Origin of the sequence: Oceanobacillus sp. FSL W7-1309 (assembly GCF_038002145.1) — a bacterium.
In the GTDB taxonomy this organism is placed as follows: domain Bacteria; phylum Bacillota; class Bacilli; order Bacillales; family Amphibacillaceae; genus Oceanobacillus; species Oceanobacillus profundus.
Window position 1 is genome coordinate 2,359,689 of the sequence record NZ_JBBOBX010000001.1, and the last position, 19,718, is coordinate 2,379,406.

The window sequence follows — 19,718 nt, forward strand, 5'->3', positions numbered from 1 at the left end:
GTCTGACCTTACAGCTTATGACAATGAAAAGCCGCATTCTTCCGTTAGAAAATGCGGCAGTTTCAAAAGAATAGTTGTTTACTTAAAATCAGACGTTCAGGGCTGAACCCAAAATAAGTTACAAAAATGGACCAGCTGTTAAGAATATGGAAGTTCCTTTCCTTCAACAAACGCTTTTAAATTTTCCAGAGAATGATCAAAGCCCTCCATGTTTAAAGTTACTTGGGTTTTCCCTGACTGAATGCTTAATTTATAGGAAAAAAAGATGTCATCTTCCTTTGAGGAAAATGAGAATACCTGATTCGGAATCACTTCTTTAATTTCAAAGCTCATTGGAATGCTTTCGCCATCTTTAAGATTGTTGTGTTTACTTGGCATCAGAGTGAACGCCGCTTTTTCTCCCACTTCCAGTTTCGGAATTGACCATTTAGAACCCGGAGCGTACCACACTGAAAATTTCTCGTCATTTGTAATAGCATCCCAAACTTTTTCTCGATCTGCATCAATTAATATGGAGCTAGTATCACTATTCATCTAATAAGCCTCCTTTGCCATTAATATTAACACATACTGGATTGTACTCTTAATTTCTTTCCAGACTATTTTTCGATAACCCTTTTAAAAAAATCCAAAATAGAAATTATACATTAAGTAGTTGTAATTTTGATACTTGTAGCTGATTTCTAAAATGAATTAATCTTTTTTGTGCGATTAGGATCAACCCCCGCTTATTGTTATTTATATAAAGAGAATGTAATAACTGTCGTATGGGATAGGCACTGGATAAAATTTATGCATAAGTTTTACCTGGCAAGATTTTCAGGGAACGATTATAATAAAATTTTTGGAAAGCATGTTTAAATTTAGATGTGCAAGTAATTCCTTTTTACTTTGGTATTAAAAGATATGATTAGTTCGTTTAAAAATCATCAATATAGGAATAAGAAAAAAACGCCTTCCATTTGAAAGGCGTTTAAAATAGAAATTAAGGGATTAATATTACCATTGATTACTAAGAAACTTCTCCGTATAGAATGGTTGATTTTCTTCATTAAAGTCTACACCAATTCCTAATTCGGTAAAGCCATTGTGTACGATATTCTCACGATGCCCTAGTGAATTCATTAAGCCTTGGTGAGCGAAAACACTGCTAAATTGCCCGTAAGCTAGATTTTCTCCAGCACTTGTAAAAGCAATCTCATCTTCTCTCATTCGGTCAAAAGGAGACTGACCTTGTAAATTCGTATGACTGAAATATTGATTATCAGCCATATCGGTACTGTGTTTTCTTGCGGTCTCTCTTACAGCTTCGTTCCACTCTAGTACAGGTAGGCCGTGATTTACACGAGTAGCATTGGTTAAGTCGAATAATTGATATTCAAATCCTTCTTTTAATGCGTCACTACCAGGAGTGTAAAGGGTATCTTTCGCAGCTTCTAAGTCCTGATCAATTATTTGAATAGCTGTAACCTCATCACCTTCATGAATATCGTAAAATATCGTTACATAGTTTCTATCTATTTGGTAAACATCGTATTCCCCATCACTGTTTACTTGATAATTAAACCAGCCATTGCGAATCAATTCTTCTGGTTCACCTAACGTTTCGTTCACAGTAGCTTTTGTATCACCTAAGACAATATTAAACTGTGAAGAAAGTAAGTCTTGATTTGTAAATAATCCACGAACAACTTCTTGTTCATCATACGCTACCATCATAAAATTTTGGTAGTTTTCATGGTAGGTGGACCAATCTACACCATACTCATTCTCACTCTCACGCATAGGTTCTCCATACATCTCTTCAACCGATTTTTTTGTATCACCCAGCTCCACATTTCCGACAGAAAAGGATTGCTCATCTGGCGTTGTCAGTTCAGGTTTATCAACTTGTTCGTGTTCTGGTTCATGTACTTGTACAGAACCGACAATAGAAGAGTAAAAAGATGTTGCTTCATCTTTTATTTTGTCAAAATCGAAGCCAAATTCAATGTCATTATCTATCGCTTGGGTGGTAAATTCCTTTACAGATTGAAAAGCATCACTAACGGATTTAGGAACATATCCACGAATGGAATCCTCCCAAAACGGTTTTGTCCAAAAAGCTAATAATATGATTAACAGCATAAAAAACAATCGCTTTAAAATATTTATCCCAACCTTTTTCTTTGGCATTGTTTCGTTATATCAAGAAGCAATCCTGTTCAGGAAACAATTATAAATACTATCTTATTTTTATTATTATAGTCAATTCCTCCTTAGTATTTAATATCTTTAATTTTACAACATAAAGTTAACTCTAGGGCAACCTCATATAAAAAACTTATCGAATTTTGCGTTATGCTGAGGAAATAAGATTTCAAACTTAACTGAATGAATGATGAAATAAATATAGAATCCAGTATATCCAAATTTAGATATACTAGATTCTATTATGTTGAAAATATAATTTTCAATTTATTCCCTTGGTTATATTTTATAGCAAAATTAGTCTGAAATTTGTTTGCTGCAATGGATAATACGTGATGTTCTTGTAGGTAATTTTTAATTCTGCATGTAATTTAAGCTGCAAAGGTTTAAAACAAAGATTGCGTTCTCCTATGTGGTAAATTTTCAATACAAGAGTCGCCATAAATAAAAAGTTGCGTAGGATTCCCACCCTTTCCAAGGTGCAGCTAGTTTCATTATTTCTTCTTTCGTTGGTTTCTCTTTTGCACCTGTTACATGTTTAATTGCATTATGCAGCCCTACATCTGCAATCGGGAATGCGTTCGGAAATCGGAGACAACGCATTAACACATAGTTTGCAGTCCATGGACCGATACCACGAATATTGACGAGCATTTTTTCTGCTTCTTTAAAGTCACCAGTACCCATTATAAGTGATTTAGACAGACTTCCTACTGCGATAAGCTTAGCTACCCCGATAAGGTATTCACATTTTTTTACCGTCATTTTTAATGGTGCTAGATCTTCAACTGTAAGCTTAGCAATGTCTTTCGCTTTAGGAAAAATCCAATATTGATGACCCTTCCATTCAACCTGGCTTCCAAATGTTTCTACAAGTCGCCTTTTTAACGTATACGCGTATGTCAAATTAATTTGCTGTCCAAGAATCCCCCAAGCTATTGCTTCAAATAAATCTGGGATTCCTATGTTGCGTAATCCATAAAATTCAACAATAGACTTTTGAAGCAGCAAATCATTTTTAGCCATTTCATAAAAAGGCTTTAAGTCAGTATCCAAATCAAACCAATCTCTTATATACAATTGCACTTCTTCACGTATTTTTTTACTTATCGGATAAGTTTTTTCTAAAAAGCGAACCAGAAGATTTCCATCCGAGTTTTCACTGATTTCGACCAAAAGAGTTTCATCTAAGGCAGGAATCAACCTTATAATCTTATTATCTTGGATTTCAAACATACACTCATTTGGAGACCGCCCGATATAACGCATATTTTCATTAAAGCTGAATTCTGTTGGAGCCTTTATAACAAAATTATCACTTTGATTAACGATCATTCAGAATGCTCCTTCCTATTTCCCATATAACTAGTTGTATCATATTTTTACAAATAAAAATTTTGTTTTCTTGCTCATACATTGTGATATCCTTTTATAACAAAAAGCAGCCGAGTATAATGTGAAGTAGAAAGAGGTGATTCCATGATAGATAATCAAGCGATGCAACTGACTAATGAACGATGGCAAGCGATTATGAATAATGACAAATCCTATGATAATATTTTTATTTACGCAGTTAAGTCAACAGGGATTTGTTGCCGACCTTCTTGTAATTCGAGAGATCCCAAAAAAGAAAACGTCCTTATTTTCAATAATGCGGATGAAGCAATGTCAGCGGGATTTCGGCCTTGTAAACGGTGCAAACCAGGTGGCATACGCTTGCCGGATGAAGAATGGGTAATCCAAATGAAAGAGTATATCGAAGGAAATTATCATGAAGCCATAACATTAGAGATATTAGCAGACGTGTGTCATGGAAGCCCTTATCATTTACAACGTACGTTTAAGAGGATTACAGGTTTGACACCTGCCGAATATATTCAGCAAGTACGAATGTCACATGCAATGAGAGAGCTCGAAACGACCGATAAATCAGTTGCAGAGGTTGGTTTTGCTGCAGGATTTCCAAATACGCCCTATTTCATAACGTTATTTAAAAAGAAAACAGGTCAAACCCCTAAACAGTATCAGAAAACAAGGATGGAGGTGTAAGAAATGGAGAAGACCAATGGTAATATCGTATATTGGATGCTACTCAATCACGGACATTGGGAGATGTATATTGCAGCAACTTCAGAGGGGCTTTGCTATGTTGGTTCACAGCATACACCATTTGAAGAACTTGCGGCATGGGTGAAAAAACAACTGCCCTCTTCTGTACTTTTGGAAGATGAGCATAAATTGAAACCATATGCAACAGAACTAATTGATTATTTGGAAGGACGACGTAACGTATTCACGTTACCCGTGAATCTTCATGGGACAGTATTTCAGCAAGCTGTCTGGGAGATATTGCAAGAGGTTCCATATGGACAGACGGTTTCATATACGGATATTGCGGAAAAACTGCAAAAGCCAAACGCGGTTCGCGCTGTGGGAACTGCAATTGGCGCGAACCCTGTCCTAATTATGGTTCCTTGTCACCGTGTCATCGCTAAAAGCGGAAAGTTGGCTGGTTACAGGGATGGATTAGATATGAAGCAACAATTACTGGAAATAGAAAAACATAAATACGGTTGTGAAACAAATGATTAAACGTATTCATGACCGCATTGTTTCCTGAACGGGTAGGGTACATACAATTGAAGCAGGAGAGGGACTTATTTTTACGACAAATTATCGCCCGGTAAAAGGGACAAATGGGTACTATCGGTCAAAAATGCAGTATGGGTATGTACATTCACTTCTGAAACAAGATATGGACTAGGCGTTATTTTTCACGATGCAAAGTAAAGAAAAGGGGCAGATTTTGTTTGAAGAGACAAATAATTTATAAATATCCAAAGACGATACTTAATAAAGGAACGGGCTATCTCTCGGGATATAGCCACTCATTGAATCCATATACTGGCTGTGCATTTGGCTGTTCCTATTGTTATGTAAGGCAAATGCCAGTATCATTGTTTCGCAAAGAAGAATGGGGAACATGGGTAGATGTTAAAATGGAAACTGCTAATCTGTTATATAAAGAGCTTCAAAAGGCAAAAACTAAAGGAAAAGTGACGATTTTTATGTCTTCAAGCACAGATCCTTATCAGCCCGTCGAATATAAAGAAAAGGTGACACGTTCATTGCTTGAAACCTTGGTCGACTTCCACCCAGATTTTTTACTCGTCCAAACACGCAGCCCACTTGTCAGTAGGGACATTGATTTATTAACACGCATGGGCGATAAGGTCCGGGTGAGTATGACTATTGAAACAGATCTTGAGTCTATACGAAAACATTTTACACCAGGTGCACCACCGATTGCAGCCCGCCTAAAGGCGCTTCGATTATTGAAAGATGCCGGCATACCGACACAGGCCGCGATTGCACCTGTACTTCCGAGCAGTGAAGCATTTCCGCATCAATTAGCAGAACTGGTTGATCGTGTTTGTGTGGATGATTATTTTATGGGAGACGGTAGTGGTGGAAAAAGGACAAAGAGAATGGGGATTTATAATTTATATGAGTCTTTAGGTTTGGCGGAATGGTATCATCCATCTGCATATCAGATTGTTTACGACAGGCTTAAAAATGCTTTCTCTGAAAACCAGATTTATTTAAGTCAACAAGGTTTCGAACCTTGATTATAGGTTGAGTAAGAAGTAAAGTGGTACGTTAAAAGAACAATTATAGTTACTCAATCGAAAAGTGGGTCATTCAGGACAAGACAAATCCTGATGACCCAATCTCTCTGAAATCAAGTATTTCGATACCTTATTACAGAAGCGAGTATACAGGTAGCAATCGCTTCATCACTTTAATTGAGTTGTAAATTATCCAATCGTGTAAAAAGCTAACTTCCTACCTTATCATAAAGGAAAAAAGATTAAATATAAGATTTTTCAATAATTTTTCCGGTATGATGTTCTATATCCGATCTTATTCATGTATTTGCTTTAATTTGCAGTTTGAAAATGTTATGAAAGAACTGTAACATGTTTAATTGTACTTAAATTTATCTCTCCTTAATGCTTGAAAAGTTTTTGCCCATTTTTAGGAAACTAAATATATAAACGTATGAAAAGCTAAAGATTAATAGCTTTTTGATAAGGAGATTTGAAGAATAGTCTACAGGAGGAGTAAACATTGAAAAAAGTAAAGCATCTAGGAATAATTTTTGGAATTTTGGCTATATTTATGCTTGCAGCTTGTGGCAATTCAGATGGAAATGCAGCTGACAGTAATGGTGAAGCTGACTATAGTGAAGAAGTGGATTATACCATTACAGGGATTGAACCAGGAGCAGGGATCTCTGTTACAACGGAGAAGGCGATCGAAGAATACGATAGTTTGCAGGGCTGGAACGTAGAATTATCTTCTACTGGAGCGATGATGACTGAACTTAGAGGTGCAATTGAGAATGAGGAACCGATCGTAATTACTGGATGGAATCCGCACTGGATGTTTGCAGAGTATCCAGATATGAAGTATTTGGAGGATCCTCAAGGTATTTATGGTGGGGAAGAAACCCTTAATTCATTGGCAAGAATTGGGCTGGAAGAGGAAAAACCAGAGGCTTACAAGCTAATTGATCAATTCGAGTGGAATGTAGAGGATATGGAAGAAATCATGTATGAGTCTGAACAAACTGGCAAAGCAGTAGAAGAAGTAGCAGTTCAGTGGGTTGAGGATAATGAAGATAGAGTAGCCGAATGGGTAGAGGGCGTAGAAGATGTTGATGGAGTAGAAATCGAACTTGCCTCAACACCATGGGATTCAGAACGTGCATCTTCAGGTGTATTAAAAGAAGTAATGGAGCAAAAAGGATTTAGCGTAACTGTAACCGAGTTAGATGTAGCTATTATGTTTGAATCGATTGCAACAGGAGATGCGGATGCCACTTTAGGAGCTTGGTTACCGATAACACATAAAGATTTTTATGAGGCAAATCAAGATAACATTGTTGATTTGGGTCCTAACTTAACTGGTGCTAAAATTGGCCTTGTTGTTCCAGAGTATATGGATATTGATTCGATTGAAGATCTTAATTCTAAATAAAAGCCTTAATAATAATTATAGGAGAAACGACTTTTTAGTTGTCGTTTCTCTTTTTAGTTGTTTATGGTGACAGTTAACAATGATACACCTTTTGTTCCATCGGATTTCAGCCCTTAGTCTGAAGAATTTGAGTTTAAATAACAATATAATCTATATTGACGACATATTATAAAAGGTGTGCATTATTATGAAAGAGAAAAAAGCATTAAAAAGCCCATTGATAAGTTTTGTTATCACAAGTTATGTCATATTTTTTGTGTTTTTTACGGTAATCGGTATAAGTATTGTATTAGGTGCACCTGAGAGCATAACAAACATATTGCAAATCATCTCTGCGTGGTCATCAACATTTGCATTCGTTGTTTTATTTAAAAAGATTTATCCGGGGTTTAAGTTAAAGGAATTTGTAAAAGAGCAATTTGCTTCAAAACTTAAGCTTTCAGTTCTTAGCACTATAGTGATTATTCAAGTTATAGTCCTTGCGGTAACTATATTTCTTCCCTCCATTATAAACAATAATCAAAACGTAGCATTATCATTTACAGGAATTGGACTATTGTTTCTTGCATTTATAGATACTTTAATAAGGGGTCCTTTAGGCGAAGAATTAGGTTGGAGAGGATATGCATTAAATGAACTTCAAAAGAAATACTCTCCCTTGAAATCAGCACTCATTGTAGGTGTTTTATGGGGATTTTGGCATACTCCACTATGGTTCGCTTCAGGGTATACCGGAGTAGATTTATTCAAGTACATTGTACTTTTTATGATTGGTATTATTTCTTTTTCTATTATTGTGACGCTGTTCTACAATCTAAATAAGAACCTTGTGATACCAATTATTACGCACCAAATATTTAATTTTTCTCTGGTGCTGACTAAAGGAGACTTATTAGACATTTTGGTGTATGTGATGATTTCCTATTTTGTTGTCGCAGTTATATTAATTGTTGTAAACCCAAAGGGAATTCTATACAAAAAATATATGTAAATTCAACTTGTTATGAATGAACCGTGTACAGATTGGAAAATGGATAAAACTTTACGGCAGGAGATAATTTAAACAAATCCACTTTTAAAAAGAAAAAGCAGTGGTTATTGTGCTATATTGAATAAGTAAGTTATCGAAATATTAGTTTTATTTTACAAATGATGTTAAGTTAAATTACAAGTCTAGGTAAATTCAGGAGATTACAGCAACTTTTAATTGCTTGATAAAGATAGGGGAGAAATGTAAATGACCATTGAACTAAGACCTGTTACAAAGGATAACTTAATAGAGGTATCTAAATTAACAACAAATCCAGATAATAAACCTACTGTGTTCGAGGATTTTGTTGCTTCAAACGCCTTTTCGATTGCCCAAGCTAGTTTCTACCCTTCCTATATAACAGAAGCTATCTATCATGACGATGAGGTAGTTGGTTTTGTGATGTATGGTATAGATGAGGATGATGGTCTTTTGTGGATTCCTAGATTTATGATTGATGTAAAACATCAAGGAAAAGGACTTGGAAAAAAGAGCTTTCATATAGTCTTAAAGAAACTTAATCAACAATATCCTGAGTCTGACATTTATATTAGCTTTGAACCTGAAAATATCATTGCCAAACAGCTATATACTTCATTTGGATTCAAAGAAACAGGAGAGATAAATGAAGGAGAAGTGGTTTTTGCTCTGAAAAATTAAAAGACACCTTTTCGTAGAACAAACGGCATGATTTGATTTATAGAATTTCATAACCAATATAGATGAGAAGAAACGAAAAGTAAACTATAATTACATTGCCGGAGTAGTGAAAGAGAACAAAGCTGTCTCATTTTCAAGAGACAGCTTTGTTGTACACTTCTATTGAGTTACACAAACTACTTCACTAGTATCTCGTGAGCCATATTATCAATAAACATGCTCCACCTCATACCCCTCTTCTTCCAAAATCGAAACTACATGAGGCTCCATAATTAAGTGCAAGCTACCGACAATAACAAAGTATGTATCGCCATTATCTTCCTCAAGAAACTCCGTAATTGTATCGGCCATTCCATAGTTACGTTCATCATTCAATGCTTCCATAAATGCTTGTTCTTCAGCTGTTGGCTCTGCCTCTTCCTCGGTTAAAGCAGTTAATAGTTCATCGACATCCCCTTCTTTATAGAGGTTGAATAGCTCTAGCATATCTTCCTCATAATCATCGATATCAACTAATGATTCCTCTAGCATTTGAATTTGATAGTCATCCGATGTATCAGCAAAAATGCTCAGCTGTTCCTCAACTGTTTCGAGGGCAATAATTTCTTTGTCATCTTGAGCGGCTCTGTCTAAAAAGTATTGATCGACCCCATTCATAAAACCAAGTTGTTCCGTCATGAGCTGTTGAATGGTGGAGGATAGGAACCATGGCTTAAAGCCTTCAACCATCTGTAATGGCAATCCAAGTTCATCTAGTGTCGCAGATAAATCAGAATACACATCTTCTGGAATATGATCTTCTATTGTGGTCCCGTCTTGATAGGCGCCAATATCCATTGTTAATTGCTGTACCTCCATTACATTTAAATCGGTTATATCAATTTCAGGCACAACGACATCAGCTTCTCGATATGCATCTTCAATTTTTTCGTTTAATGGATAGAAGTCTTCTGTTCCAGCATGAATGGTTCCTTGCAGATAAACGGTTGTATCACCATTTTCTACTTTCCACAAAAAGCCACCCGGACCATCCGGACTTCCGACGACCTCTGTTTCTTCCGTGAAGTGAACGACAACGTCTTGTTCGGTTAATTCATCTAATAGTGCTTGTTGCTCCTCATCAATTGGATTACTCCTTACATTAACTTCTTCGAGACTTTCTAAATCCTTTAAAAGAGAGAAATCATTAATTTCATTATCTTCTAATGATAATACTTTCAAATCATCTAATAACTCTATTCCAGTAAGGTCCTGAATACCTAAACCAGAAAGGTCAAGCTCAACTAATTCATCGAAATCTGACTCGTATAACTCTCCGTCTGTTTTTTCAACTTCCGCACGTAATCCTTCCTCTAATTGTTCATCGGAAAAAGAAACAGCTTCTTCTGATTGACATGCCGTGATAACAAGTGCAAGCGTCACAATCAGTAAGTTGGCAAATAGGCGTTTCATAAGAACAGCTCCTCTTGTATGTTGTGTTTTTATCATTGGGATGAAAATAAGTGATGGTGAAGTTTTGTACTAATATTATCCCTGTCTCGATTATAAATGATAATTGGTATGATTAGGAAAATAATATGAAAAAACTCTGGTTATGATTAGTTTTATAAATCAGATTAAAATTTAACGAACGTTAATATATTTTTACATAAATAATGTACGCATTTTGTTGACAAATCGTTACTGAGTTAGTAATCTATTGATGTGAATTAAAAGAAAAGCGTATAATTTCGGGGATAGGGCCCAGAGTTTCTACCAGACTACCGTAAATGGTCTGACTACGCAAAGATGAAAGTAATCAAGGGATTGATGTAATCTCTTGTATTACCCCTTCTTGCATAGTTAATGGGTAGTGCTCTTGGTCAAATGATCAAGGGCATTTTGGCAAGCATAAAAGTATAAAACTTTTAAATTTGCATGAGTGCTACTAAGGCATCCGCTTAAAAGCATAGCGAATGCCAAGTTTGCTAATTTCCGAAAAAGCTGAGGAGGACAATGAATGAAAAAGTATTTTCAGTTTGATGAACTGCGGACGAATTACAGAACGGAGTTTATGGCTGGTTTAACCACGTTTTTAGCGATGGCATATATTCTTTTTGTTAACCCATCAATACTTGCTGAAGCGGGAATGGATGAACAGGCTGTCTTTGCAGCAACTGCCATAGCTGCAGCTGTTGGTTCGTTATTTATGGGAGTGATTGCGAAGTATCCAATTGCATTGGCGCCTGGAATGGGATTAAACGCCTTTTTTGCATACACGGTTGTATTAGGCTATGGTATTCCTTGGCAAACGGCATTAGCAGGAGTTCTAGCATCAGGAATTATCTTTATTATTTTTACATTAACAGGTTTACGTGAACTGATTATAAATGCTATTCCTGCAAATATGAAATTAGCAGTTGGAGCAGGGATTGGGTTATTCATTGCTTTAGTTGGGCTTATTAACTCAGGAATTATTGTTAGTGATGAAGCCACTTTAGTTGCACTTGGTGACTTAACTTCACCAACTGTTTTATTAGCTATCTTTGGGGTTGTCGTATCTGTCATACTTCTAACGCTCGGTCTAAAGGCTGGGATTTTCTACGGGATGATTCTAACGGCAATTGTGGGAATGATCTTCGGGTTAATCGCTGCACCTTCCGGAATTGGCAGTATTGTAAGTTCTGTTCCAAGTCTAGAGCCAACATTTGGTCAAGCGTTTTTGCATTTTGGTGAAATTTTTACATTAGAAATGCTCGTTGTTATTCTAACGTTCTTATTTGTTGATTTCTTTGATACTGCAGGGACACTGTTAGCAGTCGCAAGGCAAGCTGGTTTAGTGAAAGATAATAAACTGCCTCGTGCAGGAAGAGCATTGTTTGCAGATTCGACTGCAACTGTAGTTGGAGCAGTTGTTGGTACATCTACAACAACTTCTTATGTCGAATCAACGTCTGGTGTTGCTGTTGGTGGACGCTCTGGATTCACCTCGGTTGTTACAGCTGGATTCTTCTTATTGGCTTTGTTCTTCTCACCATTATTAAGTGTTGTAACAGCAGAAGTGACAGCTCCTGCATTAATTATCGTCGGTGTGATGATGGCGAGTGCGCTGAAACATATTGAATGGGAACAATTTGAGATCGCAGTACCTGCTTTTTTAACAGTACTCATGATGCCGTTAACCTATAGTATTGCAACAGGAATTGCAATTGGATTTATTTTCTATCCAATCACAATGATTGTAAAAGGGCGGGCGAAAGAAATACATCCAATCATGTACGGATTATTTGTTGTCTTTGTTCTATATTTTGTTTTCTTAAGTTAGCCAAGAGAATGTTTCTTTTCTCTTGGCTTTTTTTATGTATCTATCCAATTACTGATGGTCACAATGAAATGGCTGATGTTTTAAATGAAAAAGCTGATGTTCACAAATAGTTTTTCACGAATACTTACTCACATCAAAAAGTTGAATCAATATGTAATACGTTGGATTATTACCACGAAATAAACATAAAAAAGGACTACTGTTGCAGATTTGAAATAAAGTTAAATCGTTTGTAAGAAGTTCGACCATTTATTCAAAAGGTTGCACCGTTTTCCCCCTTTGGATAAGATGAATCCAAAGGGTTTTTTACGGAAAACCATATTCCGCAATCAGGCCATTATGCGGAATAACGTTATGAAGGATTTTTATTTTTGGAGGGAGGGTATCTAATGAAAAACTTTCATTACGAAATTAAAAAGCTTCCTGCCTATCGTGCTATGGGAATTAAATGCGACGTTGCATTTACTGAAATGAAAAAGATTAAAGATGTGATTCAAAGTGGAATTAACAGAGTGGATGAGCTTGAATATGCTGTAAATAAAGATACAAGATTGGGCTTTTCTTATCATATTCGATCAGATGGTTTCGTTTATTATTCTGCCTATGAAGTACGGGAGGAACAACAACTTCCAGAAGATATGGTTGAAATTCATGTGCCAGAAATGACCTACTTGGCCACAAAACATGATGGTGGAAGTATTGAAGAAACTTATGGAAAAATCATGGAATGGCTAAATGAAAATGAATACATAGTTTTTAAAGAGCAAGGTGTTGATTACTATGATGACTTGCCGATAAAGCATGAAAAATACCCAATTGATGTAGATACAAGGGATCCACATTTTGAAATCTTAATACCTATAGAAAAGCTATAGACAATCTAAATGAGGTGCTTTTGCGGAACAAGCGCTTTGCAGGCCATTTAATGGATTAATAAGGTAGCTTAGTAACAAATCATTTGACATTCAAAGGAGGAGTTTCTTTGAAGTTTAACACTGAAAGATTAACAATTCGACCGTTTAAAAGTAATGACTTACATAATGTATTTAACATTTACAAAAACGATGATACATGTAAATATCTCCTGCATGATAAATGGACACATGAAAATATGGAAGAAGAGTTTAATAAAAAGCTAGAAAATAGTGCACTTACTAAAGAATCAATGTTAAGTGTGGCGGTAGTAAATCGTTCTAAAGTAATTGGAGATTTATCTGTATGGTATACAGATATGAAAGATACTGTTGAAATTGGTTATAGTTTTTCTAATGAATCTTCAGGAATGGGTTATGCAACAGAAGCCGTGGGCAGTTTAGTCAAGAAGCTATTTGATGAATTTGATGTGCATCGTATACAAGCTAACCTTGATGCAAGAAATGAAGCATCACAAAAATTATGCGAGCGTATTGGTATGAGGAAAGAAGCTCATTTCATTCAGGATTTTTGGAATAAAGGGGAATGGACAGATAGCATTGTATATGGAATGTTGCTTTCAGATTTAAATTAAAGCTAAAATCAAGAATACCTGCTAATATCAGTTTAACCGAACTTAGGTAAATAGAGTGGGGTTGTCGAAAATCACATAAGAAAGTGGTCAAGCTTTTTTATAAAAATTGAACAATCCCTCACAAAGAAAAGAATCCATTTTGATCAGTCTTTTTTCAAAATGGATTCGTAATACTAGTATTTTGATCGACCTTTATTTTAAACCTACTACTAACAAAATAGAAGCTCCTAATACATTATTCCACTTCCCGAACCGCACCCTCTTTTCCGAATGGCAGCAAGTGATAAAGAATAAGCGAGACCGTTCCGATTGCTGCGAGAGACCCCATAACTAGATACATCATGCTTCCACCAAATAATTCGATAATTGGACCACCTGCTAATGAGCCGATAATCCCGGAAAGACCAAAGTACACAGAGAAGAAAATGAGATGACCAGTTGATTGTAGTAAACTTGGAATTAATCGTGTCACATATTCAAAGGCAGCTGTGTAAAATACACCAAACGTTAATCCATGCATGAATTGAAGTGCGATAACATGCATCGGGTCATCAACATATGCGTATAAGAACCAACGAATCGTATAAAGGATTGCTGCAGCTATGATAAAGATTAATGTTCGGTACTTTTTGAACCAAAAGCCTGCAAGTGCAAATACTGCAGCTTCTGAAATAACTCCCATGAACCAAGCAAGTCCAACTAACGATTCGCTTCCGCCAAGTTCTGCAATATAGAGTGCTATATAATAATCATTCATGCGGTGGGTTATGGTAATAAAGACAATGACAACCAGAAAGAGAAGGAAAGGTTTATTTGTAAAAATTTTGCGAACATCTTTCAACTTTACAGGCTCTGATTCCACTTTCACATCTTTCATTGGAATGAGGACAAATAAAATAACGAGTCCGAAAAATAAATACGGCCAAATCATATATTGAACACCGAATTGGTCAAGAATTCTACCAACAATTAATGCTGAAATTGCAAAGCCAACAGAACCCCACATCCGAATTGAACCAAAGGAAATATTTAATTCATCTGCTCGTCTTTGGGCAAGGCTGTCACTTAGCGCTCCAATTGGTGTCGCGAAGAAGTAAAACGCTGCGCCTGTAATTAAGATAGTCGATAATGTATCCATCTGAAAGAAGATAGAGCTTCCAATTAGGAGACCAATCACACAAATGAACAATATTTTTCGTACTGTTTTGAATTTATCGCTTAAATATCCCCAAATTGGCTGTGCAAGAAGGGATGCACAAGATTCAACTGCGAGCACCCAGCCAATTTCAGTTCCGTTTAACCCACGATAATGTAAATAAAGTGGCAAAAAACTAATCAGAATGGTGTTGGAGGCATGAAAGCTTACAAATAATGTTTTTAAAGGTATAAGTGATTTTTGTATGGACAAACGTCTTGGGCCCTCCTTATATAAAGTCTACGATTAAATAGTAAGCATATAAATGAATGTGTTAGACTACTATACCATGATTTTTTAGTGTTAAATAGAATTGTTAAGAAAAAAACAAATAACAGATTAATCAGAATGTATTGGTTGCACAGACCAATTAGGAGGAGTTGTAATGAAACCAATTATTGGAGTAACAGCGTCCATGGAAACGGACCGGGCTTACTACAGTACAGCTAAACGAAATGTGAAAGCAATTATCGATGCAGGAGGTATCCCTGTCATTCTACCATACATCATAGAAGGGGAGGATGTTGCAGAAATTGTTAACCGGTTGGATGGTCTTTATGCCACAGGTGGGGGAGATATCGACCCGATTCTATTTGGAGAAGAACCGCACCCTAAGCTTGGTTTGATTATACCGGAACGCGATCAATCGGAACTTATTCTTATTCAAAAAATGCTAGAAATGAAAAAACCAATTCTTGGTGTTTGTAGGGGAAGTCAGATTTTAAACATAGCTGCTGGTGGAGATATGTATCAAGATATTTATTCGCAAATCGATAAGCAATTGCTCCAGCATTCGCAAAAAGCGCCTTTTGATTATGGTTCCCATTTTGTTTATGTCAAGAAAGACTCGCTATTACACAAGCTGACAGGTGAAGATAAATTACGTGTGAATAGCTATCACCACCAGGCTAATCGTAAGGTTCCGAAAGAGTTTCAGATTAGTGGGGCTGCAAGTGATGGTGTGATTGAGGCAATTGAGAGTAAAACCCATCCTTTTGTACTTGGCTTGCAATGGCATCCGGAGGGGATGACGGAAGTAAATGATGAAGCATCGCTTAAAATTTACGCTGGCTTTATGAAGGCAAGTATTTCTAAATAGAAGGAGAGCTGTCTTTTAAAGACAGCTCCCTCCTCGCAATTATTTCCAAACGCTATCAATAAACTCATCTCTTCCAGATTTCGCACGGTCTTCTTCATATTCCGCTTTATGCGTTTTGTAAAAATCCTGATGGTAATCTTCTGCATGATAAAAGGTGGTAGCTGGAAGAGTCTCTGTAACAATCGGTTTTGAGAATTTGCCACTTGCAGCTAATTCCTGCTTAGCAGTCTCCGCTAATTCTTTCTGGTTTTCATCGTGATAAAAGATTGCAGTACGATATTGGTCTCCACGATCATCAAACTGTCCCCCAGCATCTGTAGGATCAATTTGTTTCCAAAATAAATCAATGATTGTCTCGTAGGAAATTATATCTGGATCATAGGTGATTTCAACTGCTTCATAATGTCCCGTTGTACCAGTTTTTACTTGTTCATATGTCGGGTTTTTCACATGTCCACCAATATATCCGGAAATAACACTATGTACGCCATCCCATTGATCAAATGGCTTTACCATACACCAAAAGCAGCCCCCTGCAAATGTCGCCTTTTTAATTGTCATTCATGATTCCTCCCTGTATGAATTGGAACGATAATCTAGTAAAATATACTATATCACAAATAAGCAGGTGACATAATGGAAGAACCTCACGTACATAAAATATTTACAAATCATAAGGAGTTAATGGAATCCTTTTTATTACAGAAAACGGGATTTTTGAGTGATGCAGAGAGTCAAGATGCTAATAAAAGCAAAATGGATAAAGCAATCTTTGCTTACCCAATTAAACATTATACGGAGTTGCAAGACATGGGGTCGAACGGTGAAAATTTTGCTGTGCTTGAAATGGATGAATTTACTGTGTTTATTGGAGATACGTTTAAAATTGGTGATGCCATTATTCAAGTTTCGCAGCCCGGCCCTGTATCAAGGCAACATCTTCAAGGTGGATTACAAACAGGCTGGTACTTTCGGATAATACAGGAGGGGATGATTCAAGGCGCGACAGATTTTGAATTACTTGAGCGCCCATATCCAGAATGGTCAATTGCGGCATGTACAGAAGTAGTATATTTGCATCAAGATGATTTTCGCGCTGCAGATGATTTGTATGCCTGTGAAGCACTTGGTGATATTTGGAGACGTACATTGCGAAAGAGATTACGGGGATTTTAATTGACCTTAAGTGCGTGTTCACCAGATTTTTTGAACAACCTTCTATAATCAAATATCGATGCACAAAGGAATGGTTATCTTGCTAGCCATTCCTTTTATGATATTAGAATATACAGTGCTTGTAATTCGTAATTCCAATAACTTCCACGTAAGTGTTACTTCGCGCATTTCTACAAGTTCTCGGGCGGCACCTCTACAAGAATTTAGTTTTATTCCTATTTAGGAAGGGTAGTAGAAAAAGGATGTATCAATTACATTTGTTGACGAATTGTTATACATATACATGCAATTCGAAACATAGGGATTAAAAAAATGAAAAATTAGAGGTGAGTCAATGGGGTTAACCCAGCAAGAAAACGATGATTCAGACGGTAGGAAGGATACAATTATTGACAAGATAAAGAGCGTTGGTCCAGGGGCCATTATTGCCGCGTCATTTGTTGGTCCGGGGACTGTGACAACAGCAACGCAGGCTGGTGCATCATTTGGCTACGCGCTTGTCTGGGCGGTTGTGTTTTCGATTATTGCTACCATGGTTTTGCAGGAAATGTCAGCTCGCCTAGGAATTATCGCACAAAAAGGTTTGGCAGAGGCGATAAGAGATCAATTTGCAAATCCTATTATTAAATATAGTGTGATTTGGTTTGTGATCATAGCCATTTCGGTAGGCTGTGCAGCGTATATGAGTGGTGATTTGAATGGAACATCATTGGGTATATCTGCTTTAACAGGTGGATCGGTTAAAATGATTGGTCCGATCGTTGGTGTTATTATCCTAATACTTGGATTAACGGGAAGTTATAAATTAATTGAGAAATTAATGATTGTATTTGTCGTTCTCATGAGTGTTATCTTCATTACAACCATGTTTATAGCAAAGCCAGATATTGGAGGGATTCTTACTGGAATGTTTGTGCCGACAATTCCGGTTGGTTCCATTATTACGGTTATTGCTTTAATCGGAACAACAGTTGTACCGTATAATTTGTTTATTCACTCTACATCTGTGCAGGAAAGATGGAATAAGCCTGAGCATTTGAAAAAGTCACGTTGGGACATTTATTTATCGATTGGCGTCGGAGGATTGATCACAGCAGCTATCTTAATTACATCCGGTACATTAATGAGAGGAATTGAAGTTCAAAGTGTTGTCGATTTAGCGGTACAATTAGAGCCGCTTTTAGGAACCTATGCAGAAGCTTTTCTTGCAATTGGTATCTTTTCAGCAGGGTTTTCTTCTGCTACTGCATCAGCACTAGGGGCAGCAATCACAGTCAGCAGTATGCTAAAGTGGGAGAATGGGATGAAAAATTGGCGTTTTAAAGCGGTCTTTGCTTCCGTTATCCTCATTGGAATCATTACCTTTATCTTCAATTTCCAGCCGATGGATGTTCTACTTTTTGCTCAAGCACTAAATGGCATCCTTTTACCTGGTATTGCGATCTTGTTAATGATTATTATGAACAACAAAAAAACACTTGGCAGCTATCGCAACTCCATAAAAATAAATGTGATCGGTTCTGTTGTTGTGTTAATCTGTCTTGGTCTCGGTATGTATAGTTTTGTTACCGCTATTCAATCATTCTTAGCATTATAATAGGTGAGTTAGCATGATAATCAAGAAAAGTTCCATTATTGGTGTCTCTGTGCTTTTTTTGCTGGACACCAATTTGGTATGCTCGGATGAAAAAGGAAATTACCCACAGGTGGAAAGATAGCTCATAAAAAAATTAATGCGATGGTACAAATTATATTTAAAATGAGGTATTCTAAAAGTGTGTATTTAAAATGAAATTTTACAACCTCTAAAATGGAAATAAATCTAAGGAGGAATTCTATTGCTAAGTAATGCATTAATCATGCTTGCAATTATTTTTGCTGTTAATGTTGTCTACGTATCATTAATGACTATCCGAATGATTTTGACACTTAAAGGACGCAAATATATTGCTGCTTTTGTCAGTGTGTTTGAGATAACTGTATATATTGTTGGTTTGGGACTTGTACTAGATAATTTAAATGAAATTCAAAACTTAATTGCTTATGCACTTGGGTTTGGAACGGGATTAATTATTGGCTCCATAATTGAAGAAAAGCTGGCACTCGGTTACATAACAGTTAATGTTGTTTCCACTAATCCTGATCTTAAATTTACAAAGAGAATTAGAGAAAAAGGATATGGAGTCACAAGCTGGTCATCGTATGGGATGGATGGAGATCGGTTATCGATATCAATTCTCACCCCGAGAAAATATGAGTTAAGGCTATACGAACTGATCCAGGAAATAGATCCGAAAGCATTTATCATTTCCTATGAACCAAAACGGATTCATGGCGGGTTTTGGGTTAAGCAAGTACGAAAAGGAAAGCTAATGAATCCAAAGAAAAAAGCTGCTGCAGAATCGGCGAAAAAGCAGATAGAGCGGGAAGAGCTAATGAAAGAAGATTCCAGTTCAGTAAATCAAGAAAAGAAATGAGTAGACGTTCATAAGTCTATTCATTTTTTTATGCATT

20 protein-coding genes and 1 riboswitch are annotated in these 19,718 nt (G+C 36.5%); of the genes, 14 read left to right on the top strand and 6 right to left on the bottom strand.

What is annotated here, in order from left to right; all coding sequences use genetic code 11:
- Positions 1-138: 138 nt before the first annotated feature.
- The 3 genes from NST46_RS11330 to NST46_RS11340 all read right to left on the bottom strand — a co-directional run bounded on the left by NST46_RS11330 (position 139) and on the right by NST46_RS11340 (position 3,525).
- Positions 139-534, bottom strand: a complete 396-nt coding sequence (locus NST46_RS11330) for an SRPBCC family protein (RefSeq protein ID WP_251659560.1) — start codon at positions 532-534, stop codon at positions 139-141.
- Between the two features lie 465 nt (positions 535-999).
- Positions 1,000-2,175 carry a CAP domain-containing protein gene (locus NST46_RS11335; protein WP_341137211.1) on the bottom strand — a complete coding sequence of 392 codons (1,176 nt, stop codon included), beginning with the start codon at positions 2,173-2,175 and terminating at the stop codon, positions 1,000-1,002.
- A 438-nt stretch (positions 2,176-2,613) separates the two neighbouring features.
- A complete protein-coding gene (locus NST46_RS11340) occupies positions 2,614-3,525 on the bottom strand; it encodes a DNA-3-methyladenine glycosylase family protein (RefSeq protein WP_341137212.1) in 912 nt (303 codons plus the stop codon).
- Positions 3,526-3,672: 147 nt separating this feature from the next.
- Between NST46_RS11340 and NST46_RS11345 the strand changes: the two genes are divergently transcribed.
- The 7 genes from NST46_RS11345 (at position 3,673) to NST46_RS11375 (ending at position 8,923) form a co-directional block, all read left to right on the top strand.
- Positions 3,673-4,239: a bifunctional transcriptional activator/DNA repair enzyme AdaA gene (locus tag NST46_RS11345; RefSeq protein ID WP_445321736.1), complete on the top strand. Its 567-nt coding sequence runs from the start codon at positions 3,673-3,675 to the stop codon at positions 4,237-4,239.
- 3 nt (positions 4,240-4,242) lie between these two features.
- Entirely contained in the window at positions 4,243-4,782 is a 540-nt protein-coding gene (locus NST46_RS11350; protein ID WP_341137214.1) for a methylated-DNA--[protein]-cysteine S-methyltransferase, read from the top strand.
- A gap of 67 nt (positions 4,783-4,849) precedes the next feature.
- Positions 4,850-4,954 (top strand): hypothetical protein, encoded by a 105-nt coding sequence (locus NST46_RS11355; RefSeq protein ID WP_341137330.1) that lies wholly within the window; start codon positions 4,850-4,852, stop codon positions 4,952-4,954.
- Positions 4,955-5,000: 46 nt separating this feature from the next.
- A complete protein-coding gene (locus tag NST46_RS11360) occupies positions 5,001-5,819 on the top strand; it encodes an SPL family radical SAM protein (protein WP_095312528.1) in 819 nt (272 codons plus the stop codon).
- A 502-nt stretch (positions 5,820-6,321) separates the two neighbouring features.
- Entirely contained in the window at positions 6,322-7,233 is a 912-nt protein-coding gene (locus NST46_RS11365; RefSeq protein WP_303447785.1) for a glycine betaine ABC transporter substrate-binding protein, read from the top strand.
- A gap of 187 nt (positions 7,234-7,420) precedes the next feature.
- A complete protein-coding gene (locus tag NST46_RS11370; protein WP_341137215.1) occupies positions 7,421-8,224 on the top strand; it encodes a CPBP family intramembrane glutamic endopeptidase in 804 nt (267 codons plus the stop codon).
- A 246-nt stretch (positions 8,225-8,470) separates the two neighbouring features.
- Complete coding sequence (locus NST46_RS11375) at positions 8,471-8,923, top strand: GNAT family N-acetyltransferase (protein ID WP_341137216.1); 453 nt, start codon at positions 8,471-8,473, stop codon at positions 8,921-8,923.
- Positions 8,924-9,130: 207 nt separating this feature from the next.
- Here the strand turns inward: NST46_RS11375 and NST46_RS11380 are convergent, their stop codons facing one another.
- A complete protein-coding gene (locus NST46_RS11380; RefSeq protein ID WP_303447782.1) occupies positions 9,131-10,375 on the bottom strand; it encodes a TraB/GumN family protein in 1,245 nt (414 codons plus the stop codon).
- 248 nt (positions 10,376-10,623) lie between these two features.
- Positions 10,624-10,724: riboswitch (purine riboswitch) on the top strand.
- 198 nt (positions 10,725-10,922) lie between these two features.
- On the opposite strand from NST46_RS11380, the gene NST46_RS11385 reads away from it, so the two are divergent.
- The 3 genes from NST46_RS11385 (at position 10,923) to NST46_RS11395 (ending at position 13,734) form a co-directional block, all read left to right on the top strand.
- On the top strand, positions 10,923-12,227 hold the full coding sequence (locus NST46_RS11385; protein ID WP_095312539.1) for an NCS2 family permease: 1,305 nt from the start codon (positions 10,923-10,925) through the stop codon (positions 12,225-12,227).
- 389 nt (positions 12,228-12,616) lie between these two features.
- Entirely contained in the window at positions 12,617-13,102 is a 486-nt protein-coding gene (locus NST46_RS11390; protein WP_118890102.1) for a GyrI-like domain-containing protein, read from the top strand.
- A 107-nt stretch (positions 13,103-13,209) separates the two neighbouring features.
- Positions 13,210-13,734, top strand: a complete 525-nt coding sequence (locus NST46_RS11395) for a GNAT family N-acetyltransferase (protein ID WP_095312545.1) — start codon at positions 13,210-13,212, stop codon at positions 13,732-13,734.
- Between the two features lie 235 nt (positions 13,735-13,969).
- Here the strand turns inward: NST46_RS11395 and NST46_RS11400 are convergent, their stop codons facing one another.
- Complete coding sequence (locus tag NST46_RS11400) at positions 13,970-15,142, bottom strand: MFS transporter (protein WP_118890103.1); 1,173 nt, start codon at positions 15,140-15,142, stop codon at positions 13,970-13,972.
- A gap of 172 nt (positions 15,143-15,314) precedes the next feature.
- Between NST46_RS11400 and NST46_RS11405 the strand changes: the two genes are divergently transcribed.
- Complete coding sequence (locus NST46_RS11405; RefSeq protein WP_341137217.1) at positions 15,315-16,028, top strand: gamma-glutamyl-gamma-aminobutyrate hydrolase family protein; 714 nt, start codon at positions 15,315-15,317, stop codon at positions 16,026-16,028.
- Between the two features lie 39 nt (positions 16,029-16,067).
- Here NST46_RS11405 and msrA read toward each other — a convergent pair whose 3' ends face one another.
- On the bottom strand, positions 16,068-16,589 hold the full coding sequence (gene msrA, locus NST46_RS11410) for a peptide-methionine (S)-S-oxide reductase MsrA (RefSeq protein WP_118890105.1): 522 nt from the start codon (positions 16,587-16,589) through the stop codon (positions 16,068-16,070).
- A gap of 75 nt (positions 16,590-16,664) precedes the next feature.
- Here msrA and NST46_RS11415 point away from each other — a divergent pair, with 75 nt between their 5' ends.
- From NST46_RS11415 to NST46_RS11425, 3 genes are all read left to right on the top strand, one after another.
- On the top strand, positions 16,665-17,204 hold the full coding sequence (locus NST46_RS11415; RefSeq protein WP_118890106.1) for an MOSC domain-containing protein: 540 nt from the start codon (positions 16,665-16,667) through the stop codon (positions 17,202-17,204).
- A gap of 334 nt (positions 17,205-17,538) precedes the next feature.
- Positions 17,539-18,801 carry an Nramp family divalent metal transporter gene (locus tag NST46_RS11420; RefSeq protein WP_095312557.1) on the top strand — a complete coding sequence of 421 codons (1,263 nt, stop codon included), beginning with the start codon at positions 17,539-17,541 and terminating at the stop codon, positions 18,799-18,801.
- A 262-nt stretch (positions 18,802-19,063) separates the two neighbouring features.
- Positions 19,064-19,681, top strand: a complete 618-nt coding sequence (locus NST46_RS11425) for a DUF2179 domain-containing protein (RefSeq protein WP_379600067.1) — start codon at positions 19,064-19,066, stop codon at positions 19,679-19,681.
- Positions 19,682-19,718 lie beyond the last annotated feature (37 nt).

What these genes read in the sequence shown, in the direction of transcription:
- NST46_RS11330 (WP_251659560.1), bottom strand. Translation starts at nt 534, where the DNA reads ATGAATAGTGATACTAGCTCCATATTAATTGATGCAGATCGAGAAAAA.
- NST46_RS11335 (WP_341137211.1), bottom strand. Translation starts at nt 2,175, where the DNA reads ATGCCAAAGAAAAAGGTTGGGATAAATATTTTAAAGCGATTGTTTTTT.
- NST46_RS11340 (WP_341137212.1), bottom strand. Translation starts at nt 3,525, where the DNA reads ATGATCGTTAATCAAAGTGATAATTTTGTTATAAAGGCTCCAACAGAA.
- NST46_RS11350 (WP_341137214.1), top strand. Translation starts at nt 4,243, where the DNA reads ATGGAGAAGACCAATGGTAATATCGTATATTGGATGCTACTCAATCAC.
- NST46_RS11370 (WP_341137215.1), top strand. Translation starts at nt 7,421, where the DNA reads ATGAAAGAGAAAAAAGCATTAAAAAGCCCATTGATAAGTTTTGTTATC.
- NST46_RS11375 (WP_341137216.1), top strand. Translation starts at nt 8,471, where the DNA reads ATGACCATTGAACTAAGACCTGTTACAAAGGATAACTTAATAGAGGTA.
- NST46_RS11380 (WP_303447782.1), bottom strand. Translation starts at nt 10,375, where the DNA reads ATGAAACGCCTATTTGCCAACTTACTGATTGTGACGCTTGCACTTGTT.
- NST46_RS11385 (WP_095312539.1), top strand. Translation starts at nt 10,923, where the DNA reads ATGAAAAAGTATTTTCAGTTTGATGAACTGCGGACGAATTACAGAACG.
- NST46_RS11390 (WP_118890102.1), top strand. Translation starts at nt 12,617, where the DNA reads ATGAAAAACTTTCATTACGAAATTAAAAAGCTTCCTGCCTATCGTGCT.
- NST46_RS11405 (WP_341137217.1), top strand. Translation starts at nt 15,315, where the DNA reads ATGAAACCAATTATTGGAGTAACAGCGTCCATGGAAACGGACCGGGCT.
- msrA (WP_118890105.1), bottom strand. Translation starts at nt 16,589, where the DNA reads ATGACAATTAAAAAGGCGACATTTGCAGGGGGCTGCTTTTGGTGTATG.
- NST46_RS11415 (WP_118890106.1), top strand. Translation starts at nt 16,665, where the DNA reads ATGGAAGAACCTCACGTACATAAAATATTTACAAATCATAAGGAGTTA.
- NST46_RS11420 (WP_095312557.1), top strand. Translation starts at nt 17,539, where the DNA reads ATGGGGTTAACCCAGCAAGAAAACGATGATTCAGACGGTAGGAAGGAT.
- NST46_RS11425 (WP_379600067.1), top strand. Translation starts at nt 19,064, where the DNA reads ATGCTTGCAATTATTTTTGCTGTTAATGTTGTCTACGTATCATTAATG.